Here is an 18,026-nt window from a genome sequence, read left to right on the forward strand (position 1 = left end):
CGACCCGACCACCCCGGGCGCCCGGCGTCCGGGGTCGACAGGAGCACAGTGCTCGAGAACCAGGTCGACCCGACCAACGACGAGACCAGCACCACCGACGGCACGGCGCAGGACGCGCCCCCCGCCCCCGAGGCGGCGCCCCCTCGGAAGCGTGCCCCCCGCAAGACCACCTCCCGTGCCAAGGCTGCGCCCGCTGCGCCCGCCGACGCCCCGGAGGTCGCGGCGACCGAGGCCGCGTCCGCCGCGCCGCCCGAGCCGGCTGACGGCGACGCCCCGGCGGCCCCCGCGAAGAAGGCCGCCGCCCGCAAGACCACGCGCGCGCCCCGCAAGAAGGCGGCCGCGGCCCCCGCGGCCCCCGAGGCCCCCGCCCCCGACGTCACCGCCCCGACGCCCGCCGCCGAGGCCGAGCTGACTCCCGAGGTCGCGCCCGAGGCCGCCCCGGCGACCGAGGCCACCGAGGCGCCCGCGCCGGCAAAGAAGGCCGCGCGGAAGAGCACCGCGAAGAAGTCCACCCCGCGCAAGCGCGCCGCCGCCCCGGCCGAGCAGGCCGTCGAGGCCACCGGCGACGCGTCGGCGCAGGCCCCGGCCGAGGTCGCCGTCGACGCCCCCGTGGCCGTCCCCGTCGCGACCCCCGGCACCGAGGTGCTCGTCGTCGACGCGTCGGCCGAGGCTGCACCGGCCGACGCCGCGCCGGCGAAGAAGGCCGCCGCCCGCAAGACCGCCGCCCGCAAGACCGCGGCGAAGAAGACCACCGCCAAGAAGGCCGCCTCGCGCAGCCGTGCCGCCGCTCCCGCTGAGGACGGCGTGGCCGGGTCCGCCGCCGAGACCACCCCCGAGGTCGCCCCGGAGGCCGCTCCCGAGGGCACCCAGGAGACCGAGGGTGCCGGTACGCCGGGCGCCGCGGGCGTGCCGCTCTTCCAGGTGCCGGACGCCACGGCGACCCCGCGTCGCCGTACCCGCAAGAAGGCCGAGGCGCCCGCGCCCGTCGAGCCGCCCGTGGAGGTGGAGGACGAGGAGCTCGAGGACGCCGAGGCGGCCGCCGAGGCCGAGGCCACCGAGAGCAGCGAGGCGAACGAGATCGCGGGGGTCGTCGAGGCCCTCGGGTCCGCCGCCGGCGAGACCGGCGCCGAGGACTCCGCCGGGGACTCCGACGAGGACTCCGACACGGACACCGACACGGACTCCGACGACGAGTCCGAGGACCGCTCCGACGACGGCTCCGACGACCAGGGCGAGGGGGGCGGCGCCCGCCGTCGCCGCCGCCGCGGTGGACGCCGCCGGCGCAAGTCGGGCGGCAACGGCGACCAGACCGACGGCCAGGGCGACGGCGCGAGCGACGGCCCGAGCGACGGCCCGAGCGACGACACCGAGACCGACACCGCGACGGGCGAGGCGGAGTCCGAGTCCGACCAGGCCGAGGGCGACCAGCCCGCCCAGGGCGGGCAGCGTCAGGGCGGTCGTGGCGGGCGCGGTGGCCGCGGCCGCGGCGGCCGTGCCACCGAGGAGCGCACCGACGCCCCGACCGACGACACGGACGACGCCGACGGCTCCGAGGGCGAGGGCGACGACGCCGGCAACGACGAGAACGGCGACGGCTCGGGCAGCGGCTCGTCGCGCCGCCGCCGCCGTCGTCGCCGCTCCGGCGACTCCTCGGGCGGGGGCAACGACGACCCGGAGAACACCGTCACGAAGGTGCGCTCCGCGCGGTCCGTCGAGGACGAGATCACGTCGATCTCCGGCTCGACCCGCCTCGAGGCGAAGAAGCAGCGCCGACGCGACGGCCGCGAGGCCGGCCGCCGCCGCGCGCCCATCGTCAGCGAGGCGGAGTTCCTGGCGCGCCGCGAGGCCGTCGACCGCGTCATGGTGGTGCGCCAGAAGGGCGACCTGACGCAGATCGCCGTGCTCGAGGACAAGGTGCTCGTCGAGCACTACGTGGCCCGCGAGTCGCAGACCTCGATCATCGGCAACGTGTACGTCGGCCGCGTGCAGAACGTGCTGCCCTCCATGGAGGCGGCGTTCATCGACATCGGCAAGGGCCGCAACGCGGTGCTCTACGCCGGCGAGGTGAACTGGTCGGCGCTCGGCCACAAGGACGGGCAGCCGCGGAAGATCGAGTCGGTGCTGTCGTCGGGCCAGACGGTGCTGGTGCAGGTCACCAAGGACCCGATCGGCCACAAGGGCGCCCGCCTGACCAGCCAGGTCAGCCTGGCCGGCCGCTTCCTCGTCTACGTGCCCGACGGCACCACGAGCGGCATCTCGCGCAAGCTGCCCGACACCGAGCGCACGCGCCTCAAGACGCTGCTCAAGGAGATCGTCCCCGACACGGCGGGCGTCATCGTGCGCACCGCCGCCGAGGGCGCCAGCGAGGAGGAGCTGACGGCCGACGTCGAGCGCCTCAAGGCCCGCTGGGAGGACATCGAGGCCCGCTCCAGCAAGGGCGGCGCGCCGCAGCTGCTGTACGGCGAGCCCGACCTCACGCTCAAGGTGGTCCGCGACCTCTTCACCGAGGACTTCTCGCGCCTCGTCATCGAGGGCGACGACGCCTGGGCCATGGTCTCGCAGTACGTCGCGGACGTCGCCCCCGACCTCGCCGACCGCCTCGAGCGCTACGAGCCCGACCGCTCGGCGAACATCAGCAAGGACGTCTTCGAGAAGTTCCGCGTCGACGAGCAGATCGCCAAGGGCCTGGACCGCAAGGTGTGGCTGCCCTCCGGCGGCTCGCTGGTCATCGACCGCACCGAGGCCATGACGGTCGTCGACGTCAACACCGGCAAGTTCACCGGCTCCGGGGGCAACCTCGAGGAGACCGTCACCAAGAACAACCTGGAGGCGGCCGAGGAGATCGTGCGTCAGCTCCGGCTGCGCGACATCGGCGGCATCATCGTCGTCGACTTCATCGACATGGTGCTCGAGAGCAACCGCGACCTCGTGCTCCGCCGGATGGTGGAGTGCCTGAGCCGCGACCGCACCCGCCACCAGGTCGCCGAGGTCACCTCGCTCGGTCTCGTGCAGATGACGCGCAAGCGCATCGGCACGGGCCTGCTCGAGTCGTTCAGCGAGAACTGCACCCACTGCCAGGGCCGCGGCGTCGTCATCCACGACCGCCCCGTCGACCCCAACAAGGGCAACGGTGGCAACGGCGGCGGCAGCAACGGTGGCGGCAACGGCAACGGCGGGGGCGACGACGACCGTCGCTCCGGCGGTCGCCGCGGTCGGGGCCGCGGCAAGGGTGGCGAGCAGGGGGAGTCCCGCCCGACGCCCGCCAAGGTCCCGACGCCGGCCGAGATCGCCGCGATGGCCCGGCCCACGCCCGCGGCCGAGGACGCGCCGGTGGACGACGTGCCGGTCGAGGACGCTGCAGCCGACGCCACCGAGGTCGCCCAGGTGGCCGAGACCGCGGCGCGCGACGACGCGGAGAGCGCCGTCGAGGTCGTGGCCGCCGCCGAGTCGGCGGAGCCCGACGACGTCGTCGTCGAGCCCACGCCCGAGCCCACGTCCGAGCCCACGCCCGAGCCCGAGCCGGCCTCCGAGCCCGCCCCGGCGTCCACCGGTCCGGTGACGCGCTCGGTGCGCCGCACGGCCCGCACGGCGAAGGTCGTCGCCACCAAGGAGGCCGTCGTGCTGACGGTCGACCCGGCGGCCGAGCCGGCCACGCCGGTCGTCTCGCCGGCGCCGAGCGTGACCGTCGTGACGCGGACGCGGCAGCGCGGCGTACCGACGACCGACTGACGCCCTGCAGGGCACCACGTAGCACCGACCGACGGCCCCCGGGGGAGACCCCGGGGGCCGTCGGCGTCAAGCAGGTCCACACCTCGGGAAGCCCTGGGCGACGCGGCTAATGCGCAGTAACTTGCTGGACATTGCTCGAGCCGTCGACCGAGAGGTGCGCCCCATGTCCTACCGTCCCGAGACCCTCGCCGTGCACGCCGGGCAGGAGGAGGCCGATCCGGCCACCAACGCCCGCGCGGTGCCGATCTACCAGACGACGTCCTACGTCTTCGACGACACCGAGCACGCCGCCAACCTGTTCTCGCTCGCGGAGCCGGGCAACATCTACACGCGGATCATGAACCCGACCCAGTCGGTGTTCGAGGACCGGATGACGCAGCTCGAGGGCGGCGTCGGCGCGCTGGCGACGGCCTCGGGCTCGGCGGCGATCACCTACTCGGTGCTCAACCTGACGTACGCGGGCGACAACATCGTGGCGCTGTCGACGCTGTACGGCGGCACCTACGCCCTCTTCGCGCACACGCTGCCGCAGTTCGGCATCGAGGTGCGGTTCGTGGACCCGGGCGACCCGCAGGCGCTCGACGCGGCCGTCGACGAGCGCACGAAGCTGGTCTTCGCGGAGACGATCGGCAACCCGCGCCTCAACGTGGTCGACATCCGGGCGTGGGCCGACGCGGCGCACGCGCACGGGCTGCCCCTGATCGTCGACAACACCACGCCGACGCCGTACCTCGCGCGGGTCTTCGACCACGGCGCGGACGTGTCGGTGCACTCGGCGACGAAATACATCGGCGGCCACGGCACGTCGGTCGGCGGCATCATCGTGGACTCCGGCAACTTCGACTGGGCGGCGCACGCCGAGCGGTTCCCCGGCCTGACGCAGCCCGACGGGGCCTACCACGGCGTGGTGTGGACCGAGGCGGTCGGCAACCTGGCCTACATCGTGCGGGCCCGCACGGTGCTGCTGCGCAACACGGGTGCCGCGGTCGCGCCGCTGAACTCGTGGCTGTTCCTGCAGGGCCTCGAGACGCTGCACCTGCGCCTCGAGCGGCACAGCGAGAACGCGCTGAAGGTGGCGCAGTGGCTGGCCGACCACGAGGCCGTCGCGTGGGTCAGCTACCCCGGCCTCGAGGGCGACCCCAACAAGGAGGTCGCCGACCGGATCCTCACGGGCAAGGGGTACGGCGGGCTCGTCAGCTTCGGCCTGCGCTCGGGCCGCGACGGCGGTCGTCGGTTCGTCGAGGCGCTCGACCTGTTCAGCCACCTGGCGAACATCGGCGACGCCAAGTCGCTGGCGATCCACAACGCCACGACCACCCACAGCCAGCTCACCACCGAGGAGCTCGAGGCGGCCGGCGTGCCGGAGGACCTCGTGCGGCTCTCCATCGGCATCGAGAACGTCGAGGACCTCATCGCCGACCTCGAGCAGGCGCTCGCCCAGGCCAAGTGAGCCCCGCGCCCCGGTGAGCGAGCCCGTCCTGTCCACCGACCCCGCGCCCCGCACGCTCGTGCGGGGCGACGGGGTCGGTCGCGTGACCACGCGCAGCGCCGTCGTGGCGACCCCCGACGACCCCCTGGTGCTCGCCGGGGGAGGGGTGCTCGAGCACGTCGAGGTGGCCTACGAGACGTACGGCGAGCTGTCCCCGGCCCGCGACAACGTCGTGCTCGTCGCCCACGCCCTCACCGGGGACGCCCACGCGGCGGGCCACCACGGCGACCCGTCGCGGCGGGGGTGGTGGGACGACCTGATCGGGCCCGGCCGGGCGGTCGACACCGACCGGTTCTTCGTCGTGTGCCCCAACCTGCTCGGTGGCTGCCGGGGCACCACCGGGCCGTCGTCGCCCGACCCCGCCACGGGCCGCCCGTACGGACCCGACTTCCCCGAGCTGACGGTGCAGGACCTCGTCGCCGTGCACCGTCGCCTCCTCGACGGGCTCGGCATCGGCACCGTGCACGCCGGGATCGGTGGGTCGCTGGGTGGCATGCAGGTGCTGCAGTGGCTGGGCGACGAGCCGGGGCGGGTACGCCGCGCCGTCCTCGTCGCGGCCACCGCCCGCCTGACCGCCGAGAACATCGGGTTCTCCGCCGTGGCCCGCGAGGCCATCACCTCCGACCCCGACTTCCACGAGGGCCGGTACGCCGAGCACGGCGTCGTCCCGGCGCGGGGGCTGAAGGTCGCGCGGATGATGGCCCACATCACCTACGTGTCGGCGCAGGGCCTGGAGGAGAAGTACGGCCGCGACGGCATCGAGGGCTACCTCCAGCACCAGGGCGAGTCGTTCGTGCGCCGCTTCGACGCCGGCTCCTACCTCGTGCTCACCCGACTGCTCGACCGCTTCGACCCGTTCGCCGACCCCGGCTTCGCTCCCGCCGTCGCGTCCGGCGACCCGGACGTGCTGGCACTCAGCTTCGACTCCGACTGGCGCTTCGGCACCGCGCACTCCGAGCTGATCGTCGAGCACCTCTCCGCCGCCGGCGCGCGCGTGCGCCACGTGGAGATCGCCTCGCCCTGGGGCCACGACTCGTTCCTGCTCCGCCCGCCCGGCTACCACGAGCTCGTGGCGGAGTTCCTCGAGGCGTGAGGGCCGGGTCACGCTTGTTCCGGTGGTCGAGGTGGTCCGCGGTCGTTTCGGTGGTCGAGGTGGCCGTGCCATCCGGTGGTTGAGGTGGCCGTGCCCGTGCTTGATCCGGTGGTTGAGGTGGCCGTGCCATCCGGTGGTTGAGGTGGCCGCGCTCGTTCCGGTGGTTGAGGTGGCCGTGCCATCCGGTGGTTGAGGTGGCCGCGTCAGCGGCCCTCGAAACTACGTCCGGATACCCCGGCGTCCGGGCGCGCCAACCCGCCTGACCTGCGCAAACTCGTTCTGTGGAGAACCCCCGTTCGCGGGCGAAAGTGTCGGTGGCCGGTGGTGTGATGGATCCATGACCGAGACGGCGCTGCACCCCATCACCGGGGTAGTGGCTCGCCTGCACGACGACCTCGATGAGGGTTACGACTTCGGTCTCCTGACGCTCGGCCCGGCCGAGACTCGTGCGGCGCTGGTGGAGGTGGAGCGGGCGGCGAACCGCCTCGCCGCCCTGCAGTCGCGGCTGCTCGCCCACGCCGCGTCGGTTCGGGCCGAGGACGCGACCGGCGCCCCGTCGACCGCGGTGTGGTTCGCGAACGCGAAGGTGACGCGCGCGGAGGCCCACCGGAGGGTCCGTGTCGCGGTCGCCACCCACGAGCGGTACGACGCCCTCACCGCTGCCTGCTCCTCCGGCGCGGTCTCACCCGGCCAGGCCGAGGTGATCGTCCGTGCGCTCGACGATCTCGATGACGGGCCGACGGAGTCGGTCGACCCCGGGGTGCTCGCCGACGCGGAACGAGCCCTGGTCGGGTTCGCCGCCGACCACGATGCGAAGGACCTGCGGGTGCTGGGGCGTCGGATCCTCGACATCGTCGCGCCCGCGATCGGTGAGGCCCGGGAGGCCGAGCTGCTGGCGAAGGAGGAGCGCGAGGCGGCCGCGAAGGTCCGGCTGACGATGCGCGAGGACGGGCAGGGCTGTGTGCACGGCCGGTTCACGGTGCCGGAGATGCACGGCGCGATGTTCGCCAAGATGGTCGACGCCATTGCCTCGCCCCGCCGTAGCCATCTCCACGACGACCCTGCCGACGCTCGGCCATCGTGGGAGCGGCGCGGCCTGGCGTTCGTCGAGCTGATCGAGCGGATGCGCGACGCCGACCTCCCCGACGCCGCCGGCGCAGGAGCGACCGTCGTCGTCACGATGCAGCTCGACACCCTCACCGGCGGCCTGGCCGCGGCTTCGCTGGACACCGGTCACCGCATCTCCCCGGGTGAGGCCCGGCGCCTCGCCTGCTGCGCAGACCTCGTGCCGGCTGTGCTGGGCACCAAGAGCGAGGTGCTCGACCTCGGCCGTTCCGCCCGGTTCCACACCAAGCCCCAGCGCATCGCACTGATTCTGCGCGACCAGGGCTGCACCGCCGAAGGATGTGACGCCCCGCCCCAGCGCTGCGAGGCCCACCACGACGACCCCTGGTCACGCGGCGGAGAGACCTCCGTCGAACGGGGCCGGTTGTTGTGCTGGCACCACCACCGCGTCGCGCACGACCCGACGTACCTCACCGAGACGCTCGGCACGGGGAAGGTCAGGTTCACCCGGCGGAACTGATGAATCCGCAACCCCGAACCGTGGTTTCGAGGGCCGCTGGCGCGGCCACCTCAACCACCGGGCCAGCGCGGCTATCCCACCCCTCGGTGGTTGAGGTGGGTTGCTCTGGCAACCCCTCGAAACCACACCCGGCCATCGCCGTGGTTTCGAGGGCCGCTGGCGCGGCCACCTCAACCACCGGACACGAGCGCGGCCACCTCAACCACCGGGCCAGCGCGGCCACCTCAACCACCGGACACGAGCGCGGCCACCCCCCGGTGGTTGAGGTGGGTTGCCCTGGCAACCCCTCGAAACCATCGCGCTCTCTGCCTCGCCCACCTGGTGCCGGGCTTCGTCACCTACGCCGGGCCGCGTCGTACCCTCGTCCTCACGGGGGCGGGCAGCGGCGTGCCGGTGCGGCTCGTTTTGCGGACCTCCGCCCTCATCCCTAGTATTGGTCCTCGGTGTGCTCGGAGTGCACCATCTCTGCGTGGCGCCGCCCCTGGCGTACGACGTCCGGCATCCCGGAGGTCGCGCTGTGCGGTGTGACCAGGCCCGGAGCAGCAGCAAAGTGATGAAGGAGACCGCGGTGTACGCGATCGTGCGCGCAGGCGCCAAGCAGCAGAAGGTTGCCGTGGGCGACGTCATCGAGATCGACAAGAGCACGGTCGCGGTGGGCGAGTCCCTCACCCTCCCCGTGGTCCTCGTCGTCGACGGCGACAAGGTGACCGCCACCAAGCTCGACAAGGCGTCGGTCACGGCCGAGGTCCTCGGTGCCTCGAAGGGTCCGAAGATCGTGATCCAGAAGTACAAGAACAAGACCGGCTACAAGAAGCGCCAGGGTCACCGCCAGAAGTACACCCAGGTCAAGGTCACCGACATCTCGCTCTGAGGCCCCCGGTCTCGCACCCACCTAAGGACTGACACATGGCTCACAAGAAGGGCGCCGCGTCCACCAAGAACGGTCGCGACTCCAACTCGCAGCGTCTGGGCGTCAAGCGCTACGGCGGCCAGACCGTCAACGCCGGCGAGATCATCGTCCGCCAGCGCGGCACGCACTTCCACCCGGGCAACGGCGTCGGCCGTGGCGGCGACGACACGCTGTTCGCGCTGGTCCCCGGTGCGGTCGAGTTCGGCACGCGCCGCGGTCGCCGCGTCGTGAACATCCTGCCGGGCGAGTGAGCTGACGCTCGTCGTACCCCCAGCACCACGTGAAGGGCGTCCCGATCTCGGGGCGCCCTTCGCGCGTTCCACCCCGGCTCCCCCAGGAGCCGTCCTGCAGCACCCGCAGCCACACCCCAGGAGCACCCCATGGCCGTCCCCACGTTCGTCGACCGCGTCACGCTGCTCGTCAGCGCCGGCCGCGGGGGCAACGGCGTCGCCTCCGTGCACCGTGAGAAGTTCAAGCCGCTCGGTGGCCCCGACGGCGGCAACGGCGGCCCGGGCGGCTCGGTGATCCTGCGGGTCGACCCGTCGGTGACGACGCTGCTCGACTACCACCACAGCCCCCGCCGCCGCGCCGAGCACGGCGGCCACGGCGCGGGTGCGCACCGCAACGGCTCCCACGGAGCCGACCTCGTCCTGCCCGTGCCCGACGGCACCGTGGTGCGCGGCGAGGACGGCGAGGCGCTCGCCGACCTCGTCGGCGCCGGCACCGAGATGGTCATCGCCGAGGGCGGTCGCGGCGGCCTCGGCAACGCCGCGCTGGCCTCCGCCAAGCGCAAGGCCCCCGGCTTCGCCCTCCTCGGCGAGCCCGGCGACGAGCTCACCATCACCCTCGAGCTCAAGGTCGTCGCCGACGTCGGCCTCGTCGGGTTCCCCAGCGCGGGCAAGTCCTCGCTCATCGCCGCCATGTCGCGGGCCCGGCCGAAGATCGCCGACTACCCGTTCACCACCCTCGTGCCCAACCTCGGCGTCGTCACCGCCGGCGACACCGTCTTCACGGTCGCCGACGTGCCGGGCCTCATCGAGGGCGCCAGCGAGGGTCGCGGCCTCGGCCACGACTTCCTGCGCCACGTCGAGCGCTGCGCCGCGCTCGTGCACGTCATCGACACCGCCAGCATCGAGCCGGGCCGCAACCCCGTCGACGACCTCGACGTCATCGAGAACGAGCTGGCCCGGTACGGCGGGCTCGAGGACCGCCCGCGCCTCGTCGCCCTCAACAAGGTCGACGTGCCCGACGGCGCCGACATCGCCGACATGGTGCTCGACGACCTCGCCGCCCGCGGCCTGCAGGTCTTCCAGGTCTCCGCGGCCTCCGGCGCCGGCGTGCGCGAGCTGACCTTCGCGATGGCCCGGATCGTCATGGAGGCCCGCGCCGCCAAGCCCGTCGTCGAGGCGACCCGCATCGTGCTCCGCCCCACGGGCGCCGACGGCGCCGAGGAGTTCACCGTCAAGCAGACCGGCGAGGGCTGGCGGGTGCGCGGCACCAAGCCGGAACGCTGGGTGCGCCAGACCGACTTCAGCAACGACGAGGCCGTCGGCTTCCTCGCCGACCGCCTCGACCGCCTCGGCGTCGAGGAGCGGCTCGTCAAGATGGGCGCCGTCGAGGGCGACACCGTCCTCATCGGCCACCCCGACAACGCCGTCGTCTTCGACTTCCGCCCCGGCATCGACGCGGGCGCCGAGATGCTCGGTCGCCGCGGCGAGGACCAGCGCTTCACCGAGGAGCGCCCCGCGGCCTCGCGCCGCCGCGCCATCGACGAGGCCTTCCCCGAGCGGGGCGAGGGCGAGGCGCGTGCCGACGTCGCCCGCCGCGTCGCCGGCCCGACCTCCTACGAGATCGGCGGCGAGGACGACCCCGACCGGGTCGAGGCCCCCGCCGACCTGCCCGAGGACCTGGGCTGGAGCGAGGACGACCCCACGCGGGACGAGCAGTGAGCGGACGGGCAGCGGGCGAGGTCCGCCGTACCGGGGGAGCCCGCACCGAGGTCACCGGCGCCCGACGCGTCGTCGTGAAGGTCGGCTCGTCGTCGCTGACGACCGCGGCCGGCGGCATCGACCCCGAGCGCCTCCACCGCCTCGTCGGCGCCGTCGCCGCCGTGCACCGCGCCGGCACCGAGGTCGTGCTCGTCTCGTCCGGCGCGATCGCCGCGGGCCTCGCGCCGCTCGGCCTCAAGCGCCGGCCGAAGGGCCTCGCGGCCCAGCAGGCCGCGGCGTCGGTCGGCCAGGGCCTGCTCGTCGCGCAGTACACCGCCGCGCTCGCCGCGCACGGGATCACCACCGGCCAGGTGCTCCTCACCGTCGACGACGTCACCCGCCGCTCGCACTACCGCAACGCCCACCAGACGTTCGCGAAGCTGCTCGAGCTCGGCGTGCTGCCGATCGTCAACGAGAACGACACGGTCGCCACCCAGGAGATCCGCTTCGGCGACAACGACCGCCTCGCCGCGCTCGTCGCCCACCTCGTGCACGCCGACCTGCTGGTGCTGCTCTCCGACGTCGACGGCCTGTACGACGGCAACCCGGCGCTGCCGGGCACCTCGCTCGTCACGGACGTCCGCACCGACGGCGACCTCGCCGGCATCGAGATCGGCTCGACCGGGTCGGCGGGCGTCGGCACCGGCGGCATGGTCACGAAGGTCGAGGCGGCCCGCATCGCGACCGGCGCCGGCATCCCCGTCGTCCTCACCTCGGCCCCGAACGCCGCCGCGGCCCTGACCGGCGAGGAGGTCGGCACCCTGTTCCACGCCACCGGCCGCCGCCGTCCCACCCGGCTGCTGTGGCTGCGGCACGCCACCGAGGCCAAGGGGTCGCTGCACCTCGACGCCGGGGCGGTACGCGCGGTGCTCGGCCGCCGCGCCTCCCTGCTGGCCGCGGGGGTCACCGGCGCGAGCGGGGCGTTCCACGCCGGCGATCCCGTCGACCTCGTCGGGCCCGACGGTGCCGCCGTGGCCCGCGGCCTCGTGAACTTCGACGCGGAGGAGATCCCGCGCCTCGCGGGCCGCTCGTCGGGCGACCTGGCCGCCGAGCTGGGCGCCGAGTACGAGCGGGAGGTCGTCCACCGCGACGACCTCGTGCTGCTCTAGCCCGCCTCGACGGCCCCGCAGGCGATGCGGTCGCCGGCGTCACCGGTGTCGCGGGTGTCCTGGTCCGGGCCCTCCGGCGCGTAGCGCTCCGGCACGTTGGCGAAGTTGTCCGCGCCCGCGTGCACCATGAAGGCGCTGCCGTCCTCGTCCTGCAGGTCCTCCACCGTGAAGCGGTCGGTCGTGGTGGTGAGCGTCGCCGTGCCGTCCTCGCGGGCCTGCAGCGACGACAGGTCGCCCTCGTGGTCGCCGTGGTCGCTCTCGCCGACGCCGAGGTGACCGCCGGCGGAGAGGAACGCGCCCAGGGTGGCCGGGTCGTCGGGCGCGGCGCTCTCGGGCTCGCACAGGCCGACGGTGTGCACGTGGAAGCCGTGGAAGCCGGGCGTCAGGCCCTCGACCTCCACCTCCACGCGCGTGCCGTCCTCCTCCTCGGTCAGGGTCACCGTGCCCACCTCGGTGCCCTCGAGGTCCTGCAGGGACACGACGAGCTCGCCGCCCTCCGACCCTTCCGAGACCTCGGAGCCCGAGGACCCGTCCACCTGCGCGGGCTCGGTGGAGCCGGTGTCGGACGGGATGGTGCCGCCGGTGCCGTCGTCGTTGTCGTCGTCGGACTCGTCGCCGCACGCGGCGAGGGCGCCGAGGGCGAGGACCGCGGCGGCCGACAGGCCGAGGGCGCGGGTGCGGGGGGAGCGGCGCTGCCGGGGTCGGGCGGGGATGGGCGGGGTCGTTCGGTTCACGGTTCCTCCTCGTCGCGGGTCCTGCGTCGGGCCGCGGCTCCGGTACCCCTCCGCGGCGCCACCGTGCGGGGCCGCCCGCCCGCGCCCGTAGGGTGCGCGCGTGCGCCGTACTCCCACCCCCGGGCCCGGTCCCCAGGACGGCTCGCTCGTGGCCCCCGTGCTCGCGGGCGTGGTGACGGCCCTGGTGGGCTTCACGTCGTCGTTCGCGGTCGTGCTGGCCGGCCTGCGGGCGGCCGGCGGGTCGCCGGAGGACGCGGCCTCGGGCCTGCTGGCGCTGACGGTGGCCTTCGGCCTGGGGATCGTCGGGCTGGCCCTGTGGCACCGGGTGCCCGTCACGCTCGCCTGGTCGACCCCGGGCGCCGCGCTGCTCGTCAGCACCGGGCAGGTCGACGGCGGCTGGCCGGCCGCGGTCGGCGCCTTCGCCCTCGTCGGCGTGCTCGTCGTGCTCACCGGTCTCGTGCCGTGGCTCGGGCGCCTTGTCGAGCGGATCCCGCCCTCGGTCGCGCAGGCCATGCTCGCGGGGGTGTTGCTGCCGCTGGTGCTCGCTCCCGTCGAGACGGTCGGGGCCAGCCCCGCGCTCGCGCTGCCCGTGGTGGCGACCTGGCTCGTCGTGACCCGGTGGGCGTCCCGCTGGGCGGTGCCGGCGGCGCTGGTGGCGTGCCTCGCCGTGATCGCGGTCGAGCTGACGCGCTCCGGCACGAGCGTCGACGGCCCGCTGCTGCCGGTGCTCACCTGGACGACGCCGACGCTCACCCCGGCCGCCGTCGTGGGCATCGCCCTCCCGCTGTACGTCGTGACGATGGCCTCCCAGAACGTGCCGGGGGCGGCGGTGCTCCGCTCCTTCGGGTACGGCGTGCCCTGGCGCTCGTCGATGGCCGTGACCGGCGTCGGCACCGTCGCGGCCGCACCGTTCGGCGGCCACGCGATCAACCTGGCGGCGCTGTCGGCCGCGCTCGCGGCGGGGGAGGAGGCGGGTCCGGACCGGGACCGCCGCTGGGTCGCGGCGCTGAGCGCGGGGGCGGCCTACCTCCTGCTGGCGCTCGTGTCCGGCGCGTTGACCACGCTGACCGCCGCCGCCCCGTCGGGCCTGGTCGAGACGGTCGCGGGTCTCGCCCTGCTCGGGGCGTTCGGCGCGGCCGCCGCCACCGCGATGGCCGACCCCGCCAGCCGCACGAGCGCGGTCGTCACCTTCCTGGTCGCCGCGGGCGGGGTGAGCGTCGCCGGGATCGGCGGCGCCTTCTGGGCGCTGGTGGCGGGCCTGGTCGTGCGGGCCGTCCTCGAGCGTCCCCGCGCGGTCGGCGACACGGCGTAGCGGCGGGGTGCGGCGTACCCTGGTCGGCGCCATGCCCGAACCCGACCTCACCGCGAGCGACGCGCGCACCTACCTCGACCACGCGGCCACCACGCCGCTGCGGCCGGAGGCCCGCGACGCCCTGCTGGCGCACCTCGGCGCACCGGGCAACCCGGCGTCGCTGCACGGCGCCGGCCGGGCCGCGCGGCGGGTGCTGGAGGAGTCGCGCGAGAGCGTCGCCGAGAGCCTGGGCTGCCGGCCGAGCGAGGTCTTCTTCACCTCCGGCGGCACCGAGTCCGACAACCTGGCGGTCAAGGGCATGTTCTGGACGCGGCACGCCGCCGACGACCGTCGCCGCCGCGTGCTCGTCTCCGCGGTCGAGCACCACGCCGTGCTCCACGCCGCGCTCTGGCTGGGCCAGCACGCGGGCGCCGAGGTCGAGCTGCTGCCCGTCGACCACGCGGGCCGCGTCGAGGTCGCCGCGCTGGCCGAGGCGCTCGCCACCCCCGAGTCCGTCGCCCTGGTCTCGGTGATGTGGGCCAACAACGAGACCGGCGTGCTCCAGCCCGTCGAGGAGGTCGCACGCCTGTGCCACGAGGCCGGCGTGCCGTTCCACACCGACGCGGTGCAGGCCGTCGGCGCCGTGCCCGTCGACGTGACCGCGGCCGACGTCGACCTGCTGACCGCCACCGGCCACAAGGTCGGCGGCCCCCACGGCGCCGGCGTGCTCGTCGCCCGCCGTGGCGTCGTCCCCACGGCCCTGCTCCACGGCGGCGGCCAGGAGCGCGACCTGCGCAGCGGCACCGTGGGCGTCCCCTCGGTCGCCGGTCTCGCCGCCGCCTTCGAGATCGCGGTCAAGGAGCAGCCCGAGTCCGCCACGCGCCTCGCCCACCTGCGCGACGGCCTGGTGGCCGGCGTCCGCGAGCTCGTCCCGGGTGCCGTGCTCAACGGCGCCGTCGCGGCCCGCCTGCCGGGCATCGCGAGCATCGGGTTCCCCGGCTGCGAGGGCGACTCCCTGCTCATGCTGCTCGACGCCCGTGGCGTCGAGGTCTCCACGGGCTCGGCCTGCTCGGCGGGCGTGCCCCAGCCCAGCCACGTGCTGCTGGCCGCGGGCCAGGACGAGCTCGCCGCCCGCAGCACCCTGCGCTTCTCCCTGGGCCACACCAGCACCGAGGCCGACGTCGCCGCCGTGCTCGCCGCCATCGGCCCCGTCGCCGAGCGGGCCGGCGCCGCGCGCCGGGTGCGCCGGTGACCGGCACGGCGCCGCTGCGGGTCGTGGCCGCCATGTCCGGCGGCGTCGACTCGGCCGTGGCCGCCGCCCGCGCCGTCGAGGCCGGCCACGACGTGACGGGCGTGCACCTCGCGCTCTCGCGCAACCCCGCGTCGTACCGCTCGGGGGCCCGCGGCTGCTGCACGATCGAGGACAGCAACGACGCGCGGCGGGCGGCCGACGTGCTCGGCATCCCGTTCTACGTGTGGGACATGAGCGAGGAGTTCCACGCCGACGTCGTCACCGACTTCATGGACGAGTACGCCGCCGGCCGCACCCCCAACCCGTGCCTGCGCTGCAACGAGCGGATCAAGTTCGCCGCGGTGCTCGACCGCGCGCTCGCCCTGGGCTTCGACGCGGTCGCGACCGGCCACTACGCCGAGCTGCGCGCCGGGGCCGACGGCCTCGTCGAGCTGCACCGGGCGGCCGACGCGGCGAAGGACCAGTCCTACGTGCTCGGCGTGCTCGACCAGTCCCAGCTGCGGCACTCGCTGTTCCCGCTCGCGGGCTCCGCCAAGCCCGACGTACGGCGGGAGGCGGCCGCCCGCGGGCTGCTCGTCGCCGACAAGCCCGACAGCCACGACATCTGCTTCGTCGCCGACGGCGACACCGCCGGCTGGCTCGGGGAGAAGCTCGGCGACCGGGCGCCCAACCACGGCGGCGACATCGTCGACGACGCCACCGGCGAGGTGCTGGGCACCCACGGGGGCACCTACGGCTACACGATCGGCCAGCGTCGCGGCCTGCGCCTGGGGCGCCCGGCCCCCGACGGCCGTCCGCGCTTCGTGCTCGACATCGAGCCGGTCTCCGGCACGGTCCGCGTCGGTCCCCGCGAGCGGCTGCGCGTCACCGGCCTGCGCGGCGTGCGGCCCCGCTGGTGCGGCGCGGCGCCGCGGGCCGGCGTACCGCTCGAGTGCACCGTGCAGCTGCGCGCCCACGGTGCCGAGCACCGAGCGGTCGCGACCGTGACCGAGCCCGACCGGACCGACGGCAGCGACGAGGGGGAGGGTCTCGACGTGGAGCTGCTCGACGCGGCCGAGGGCATCGCGCCCGGCCAGGCGGTCGTGGTCTACGACGGCACCCGCGTGGTCGGGTCGGCCACCATCGCGACGACCCGGCGGGCGGTGCCCGCGTGAGCCTCGCGACCGGCGTCGGGTCCCACCCCGGCGAGACGCAGCACGACTTCGACGAGGCCGTGCGCATGGTGCTCGACCTGCTGCCCGACCTGCCCTACCTCCCCGAGGTGCCGGGGCGCGGCGTCGGCGCGGCGATGACCGGGCGCACGCTGGGCCTGCAGACCGGCCTCGACGTCGACCTGCAGCCGGCGGGCTGGCGGCTGACCGGTACGTCGGGTGCCCCGGGTCGCGACCAGCGGCGCGCCCGCAGCCTGCTGGGCCAGGACCTCGACGCGCTCGAGGAGCGCGTGCAGGACCGCACCGGCGCGTTCAAGGTGCAGGTCACGGGGCCGTGGACTCTGGCCACCACCACCGAGCGGCCGCGCGGCGACAAGGTCCTGGCCGACCACGGCGCCCGGCGCGACCTCGCCCAGTCGGTCGCGGAGGCCGTCGGCGAGCACGTCGCCGAGGTGCGCCGCCGCGTGCCCGGCTGCGACCGCCTCGTCGTGCAGGTCGACGAGCCCGCCCTCGCCGCCGTGCTCGACGCCCGGGTGCCGACCGCCTCGGGCTGGGGGCGCCACCGCGCCGTCGACCGCCCGGAGGCCTCCGACGTGCTGGGCTGGGTGCTCGGCGCGGTGCGCGAGGCGGGCGCCGAGCCGTGGGTGCACGCCTGCGCCGCCGGCACGCCGTGGTCGCTCGTGCACGGCGCGGGCGCGGAGGGTCTCGTGGTCGACCTCGACGTGCTGGTGGCGGACGACCTCGAGCAGCTGGCGCTCGCGCACGAGGCGGGCGCCGCGCTCGTGCTCGGCGTCGCCGACCCGACCGGCCCGGTCGTCGGCTACCAGGACCTCGCCGTGCGCGCCGAGCGCTGGCTCGACGTCGTGGGGCTCGCGCCGGGCGAGCGGCTCGGCCTCGCCCCGGGCTGCGGCCTCGCGGGCGCGGCGGCCGCCGACGTGCCGCGCGTGCTGCGCGCCCTGGTCGACGCCGCCCGGCGGCTCGACGACCGCGCCTGAGGCGGTACGGCGACGCCCTTGCCGCGCGTGCCTACGGTCGACAGGAGCAGCCCCGGCGATCCCGGGGACCCGATGCGCAGCAGGAGGCAACCATGACCGAGTCCGGCACCGACGCCACCGGCCTGCAGGGCCGCACCGTCGCGATCATCGCGAGCGACCACTTCGAGGAGGCGGAGCTCGTCACGCCCCGCGACGAGCTCTCCGCGCAGGGCGCCACCGTGCTCGTCTACTCGCAGAGCGGCCACGAGATCCAGGCCGTCGAGGGCGACACCGAGAAGACCCGCAAGATCGCCGTCGACGGCGCGTTCGGCGACGTCGACGTGGCCGCGATCGACGCGCTGGTCGTGCCGGGCGGCACGGTCAACGCCGACACGATCCGCACCGACGAGACCGCGCAGCAGCTTGTCACCTCCGCCCTGGAGGCCGGCAAGCCGACCGCGGTCATCTGCCACGGTCCGTGGCTGCTCGTCTCGGCGGGCCTCGTCGAGGGCCGCCGCCTCACGAGCTACCCCAGCCTCGCCGACGACGTCCGCAACGCCGGCGGCGACTGGGTGGACGAGGAGGTCGTCGTCGACGGCGACCTCATCACGAGCCGGAACCCGGGCGACCTGCCCGCGTTCGTCGGCGCGATCTCGTCGGCCCTCAGCGCGAAGCACGGCTGAGCAGCGCCGCGCAGGCCTCGACGGCCGGGTCGTTCCAG

Annotated in this window: 14 protein-coding genes; 13 read left to right on the forward strand and 1 reads right to left on the reverse strand. The window is 75.0% G+C overall.

The window, feature by feature from the left end; translation table 11 throughout:
* Positions 1-48 precede the first annotated feature (48 nt).
* The 8 genes from ACOACO_RS06905 (at position 49) to proB (ending at position 11,903) form a co-directional block, all read left to right on the forward strand.
* The gene (locus ACOACO_RS06905; RefSeq protein WP_420295500.1) at positions 49-3,729 is read left to right on the forward strand and encodes an Rne/Rng family ribonuclease; all 3,681 of its coding nucleotides are present in this window, start codon (positions 49-51) and stop codon (positions 3,727-3,729) included.
* Between the two features lie 163 nt (positions 3,730-3,892).
* Complete coding sequence (locus ACOACO_RS06910; protein WP_420295501.1) at positions 3,893-5,179, forward strand: O-acetylhomoserine aminocarboxypropyltransferase/cysteine synthase family protein; 1,287 nt, start codon at positions 3,893-3,895, stop codon at positions 5,177-5,179.
* Positions 5,180-5,192: 13 nt separating this feature from the next.
* Positions 5,193-6,311, forward strand: coding sequence for a homoserine O-acetyltransferase MetX (metX, locus tag ACOACO_RS06915; protein ID WP_420295502.1), 1,119 nt, complete (start codon positions 5,193-5,195; stop codon positions 6,309-6,311).
* Positions 6,312-6,648: 337 nt separating this feature from the next.
* Entirely contained in the window at positions 6,649-7,896 is a 1,248-nt protein-coding gene (locus ACOACO_RS06920) for a DUF222 domain-containing protein (RefSeq protein WP_420295503.1), read from the forward strand.
* Positions 7,897-8,464: 568 nt separating this feature from the next.
* Complete coding sequence (gene rplU / locus ACOACO_RS06925; RefSeq protein WP_420296310.1) at positions 8,465-8,767, forward strand: 50S ribosomal protein L21; 303 nt, start codon at positions 8,465-8,467, stop codon at positions 8,765-8,767.
* Between the two features lie 35 nt (positions 8,768-8,802).
* On the forward strand, positions 8,803-9,057 hold the full coding sequence (gene rpmA, locus ACOACO_RS06930; RefSeq protein ID WP_420295504.1) for a 50S ribosomal protein L27: 255 nt from the start codon (positions 8,803-8,805) through the stop codon (positions 9,055-9,057).
* 129 nt (positions 9,058-9,186) lie between these two features.
* Positions 9,187-10,755, forward strand: a complete 1,569-nt coding sequence (gene obgE, locus ACOACO_RS06935; RefSeq protein WP_420295505.1) for a GTPase ObgE — start codon at positions 9,187-9,189, stop codon at positions 10,753-10,755.
* Complete coding sequence (proB, locus tag ACOACO_RS06940) at positions 10,752-11,903, forward strand: glutamate 5-kinase (RefSeq protein WP_420295506.1); 1,152 nt, start codon at positions 10,752-10,754, stop codon at positions 11,901-11,903. Before obgE ends, proB begins: the two co-directional genes overlap by 4 nt.
* Here the strand turns inward: proB and ACOACO_RS06945 are convergent.
* On the reverse strand, positions 11,900-12,637 hold the full coding sequence (locus tag ACOACO_RS06945; protein ID WP_420295507.1) for a superoxide dismutase family protein: 738 nt from the start codon (positions 12,635-12,637) through the stop codon (positions 11,900-11,902). The genes proB and ACOACO_RS06945 overlap by 4 nt on opposite strands.
* A gap of 100 nt (positions 12,638-12,737) precedes the next feature.
* Between ACOACO_RS06945 and ACOACO_RS06950 the strand changes: the two genes are divergently transcribed.
* The 5 genes from ACOACO_RS06950 (at position 12,738) to ACOACO_RS06970 (ending at position 17,988) form a co-directional block, all read left to right on the forward strand.
* Positions 12,738-13,949 (forward strand): benzoate/H(+) symporter BenE family transporter, encoded by a 1,212-nt coding sequence (locus tag ACOACO_RS06950; RefSeq protein WP_420295508.1) that lies wholly within the window; start codon positions 12,738-12,740, stop codon positions 13,947-13,949.
* A 31-nt stretch (positions 13,950-13,980) separates the two neighbouring features.
* A complete protein-coding gene (locus ACOACO_RS06955; protein ID WP_420295509.1) occupies positions 13,981-15,180 on the forward strand; it encodes a cysteine desulfurase family protein in 1,200 nt (399 codons plus the stop codon).
* A 14-nt stretch (positions 15,181-15,194) separates the two neighbouring features.
* The gene (gene mnmA, locus ACOACO_RS06960; RefSeq protein ID WP_420296311.1) at positions 15,195-16,334 is read left to right on the forward strand and encodes a tRNA 2-thiouridine(34) synthase MnmA; all 1,140 of its coding nucleotides are present in this window, start codon (positions 15,195-15,197) and stop codon (positions 16,332-16,334) included.
* A complete protein-coding gene (locus tag ACOACO_RS06965; RefSeq protein WP_420295510.1) occupies positions 16,331-17,326 on the forward strand; it encodes a methionine synthase in 996 nt (331 codons plus the stop codon). Before mnmA ends, ACOACO_RS06965 begins: the two co-directional genes overlap by 4 nt.
* A 92-nt stretch (positions 17,327-17,418) precedes the next feature.
* Positions 17,419-17,988, forward strand: coding sequence for a type 1 glutamine amidotransferase domain-containing protein (locus ACOACO_RS06970; RefSeq protein WP_420295511.1), 570 nt, complete (start codon positions 17,419-17,421; stop codon positions 17,986-17,988).
* Positions 17,989-18,026 lie beyond the last annotated feature (38 nt).

The organism is Nocardioides sp. CPCC 205120, assembly GCF_048654585.1.
Classification (GTDB): Bacteria; Actinomycetota; Actinomycetes; order Propionibacteriales; family Nocardioidaceae; genus Nocardioides.

Excerpts from the sequence above, each read along its gene's own strand:
- ACOACO_RS06910 (WP_420295501.1), top strand. The coding sequence starts at position 3,893 with ATGTCCTACCGTCCCGAGACCCTCGCCGTGCACGCCGGGCAGGAGGAG.
- rpmA (WP_420295504.1), top strand. The coding sequence starts at position 8,803 with ATGGCTCACAAGAAGGGCGCCGCGTCCACCAAGAACGGTCGCGACTCC.
- ACOACO_RS06920 (WP_420295503.1), top strand. The coding sequence starts at position 6,649 with ATGACCGAGACGGCGCTGCACCCCATCACCGGGGTAGTGGCTCGCCTG.
- obgE (WP_420295505.1), top strand. The coding sequence starts at position 9,187 with ATGGCCGTCCCCACGTTCGTCGACCGCGTCACGCTGCTCGTCAGCGCC.
- ACOACO_RS06970 (WP_420295511.1), top strand. The coding sequence starts at position 17,419 with ATGACCGAGTCCGGCACCGACGCCACCGGCCTGCAGGGCCGCACCGTC.
- ACOACO_RS06955 (WP_420295509.1), top strand. The coding sequence starts at position 13,981 with ATGCCCGAACCCGACCTCACCGCGAGCGACGCGCGCACCTACCTCGAC.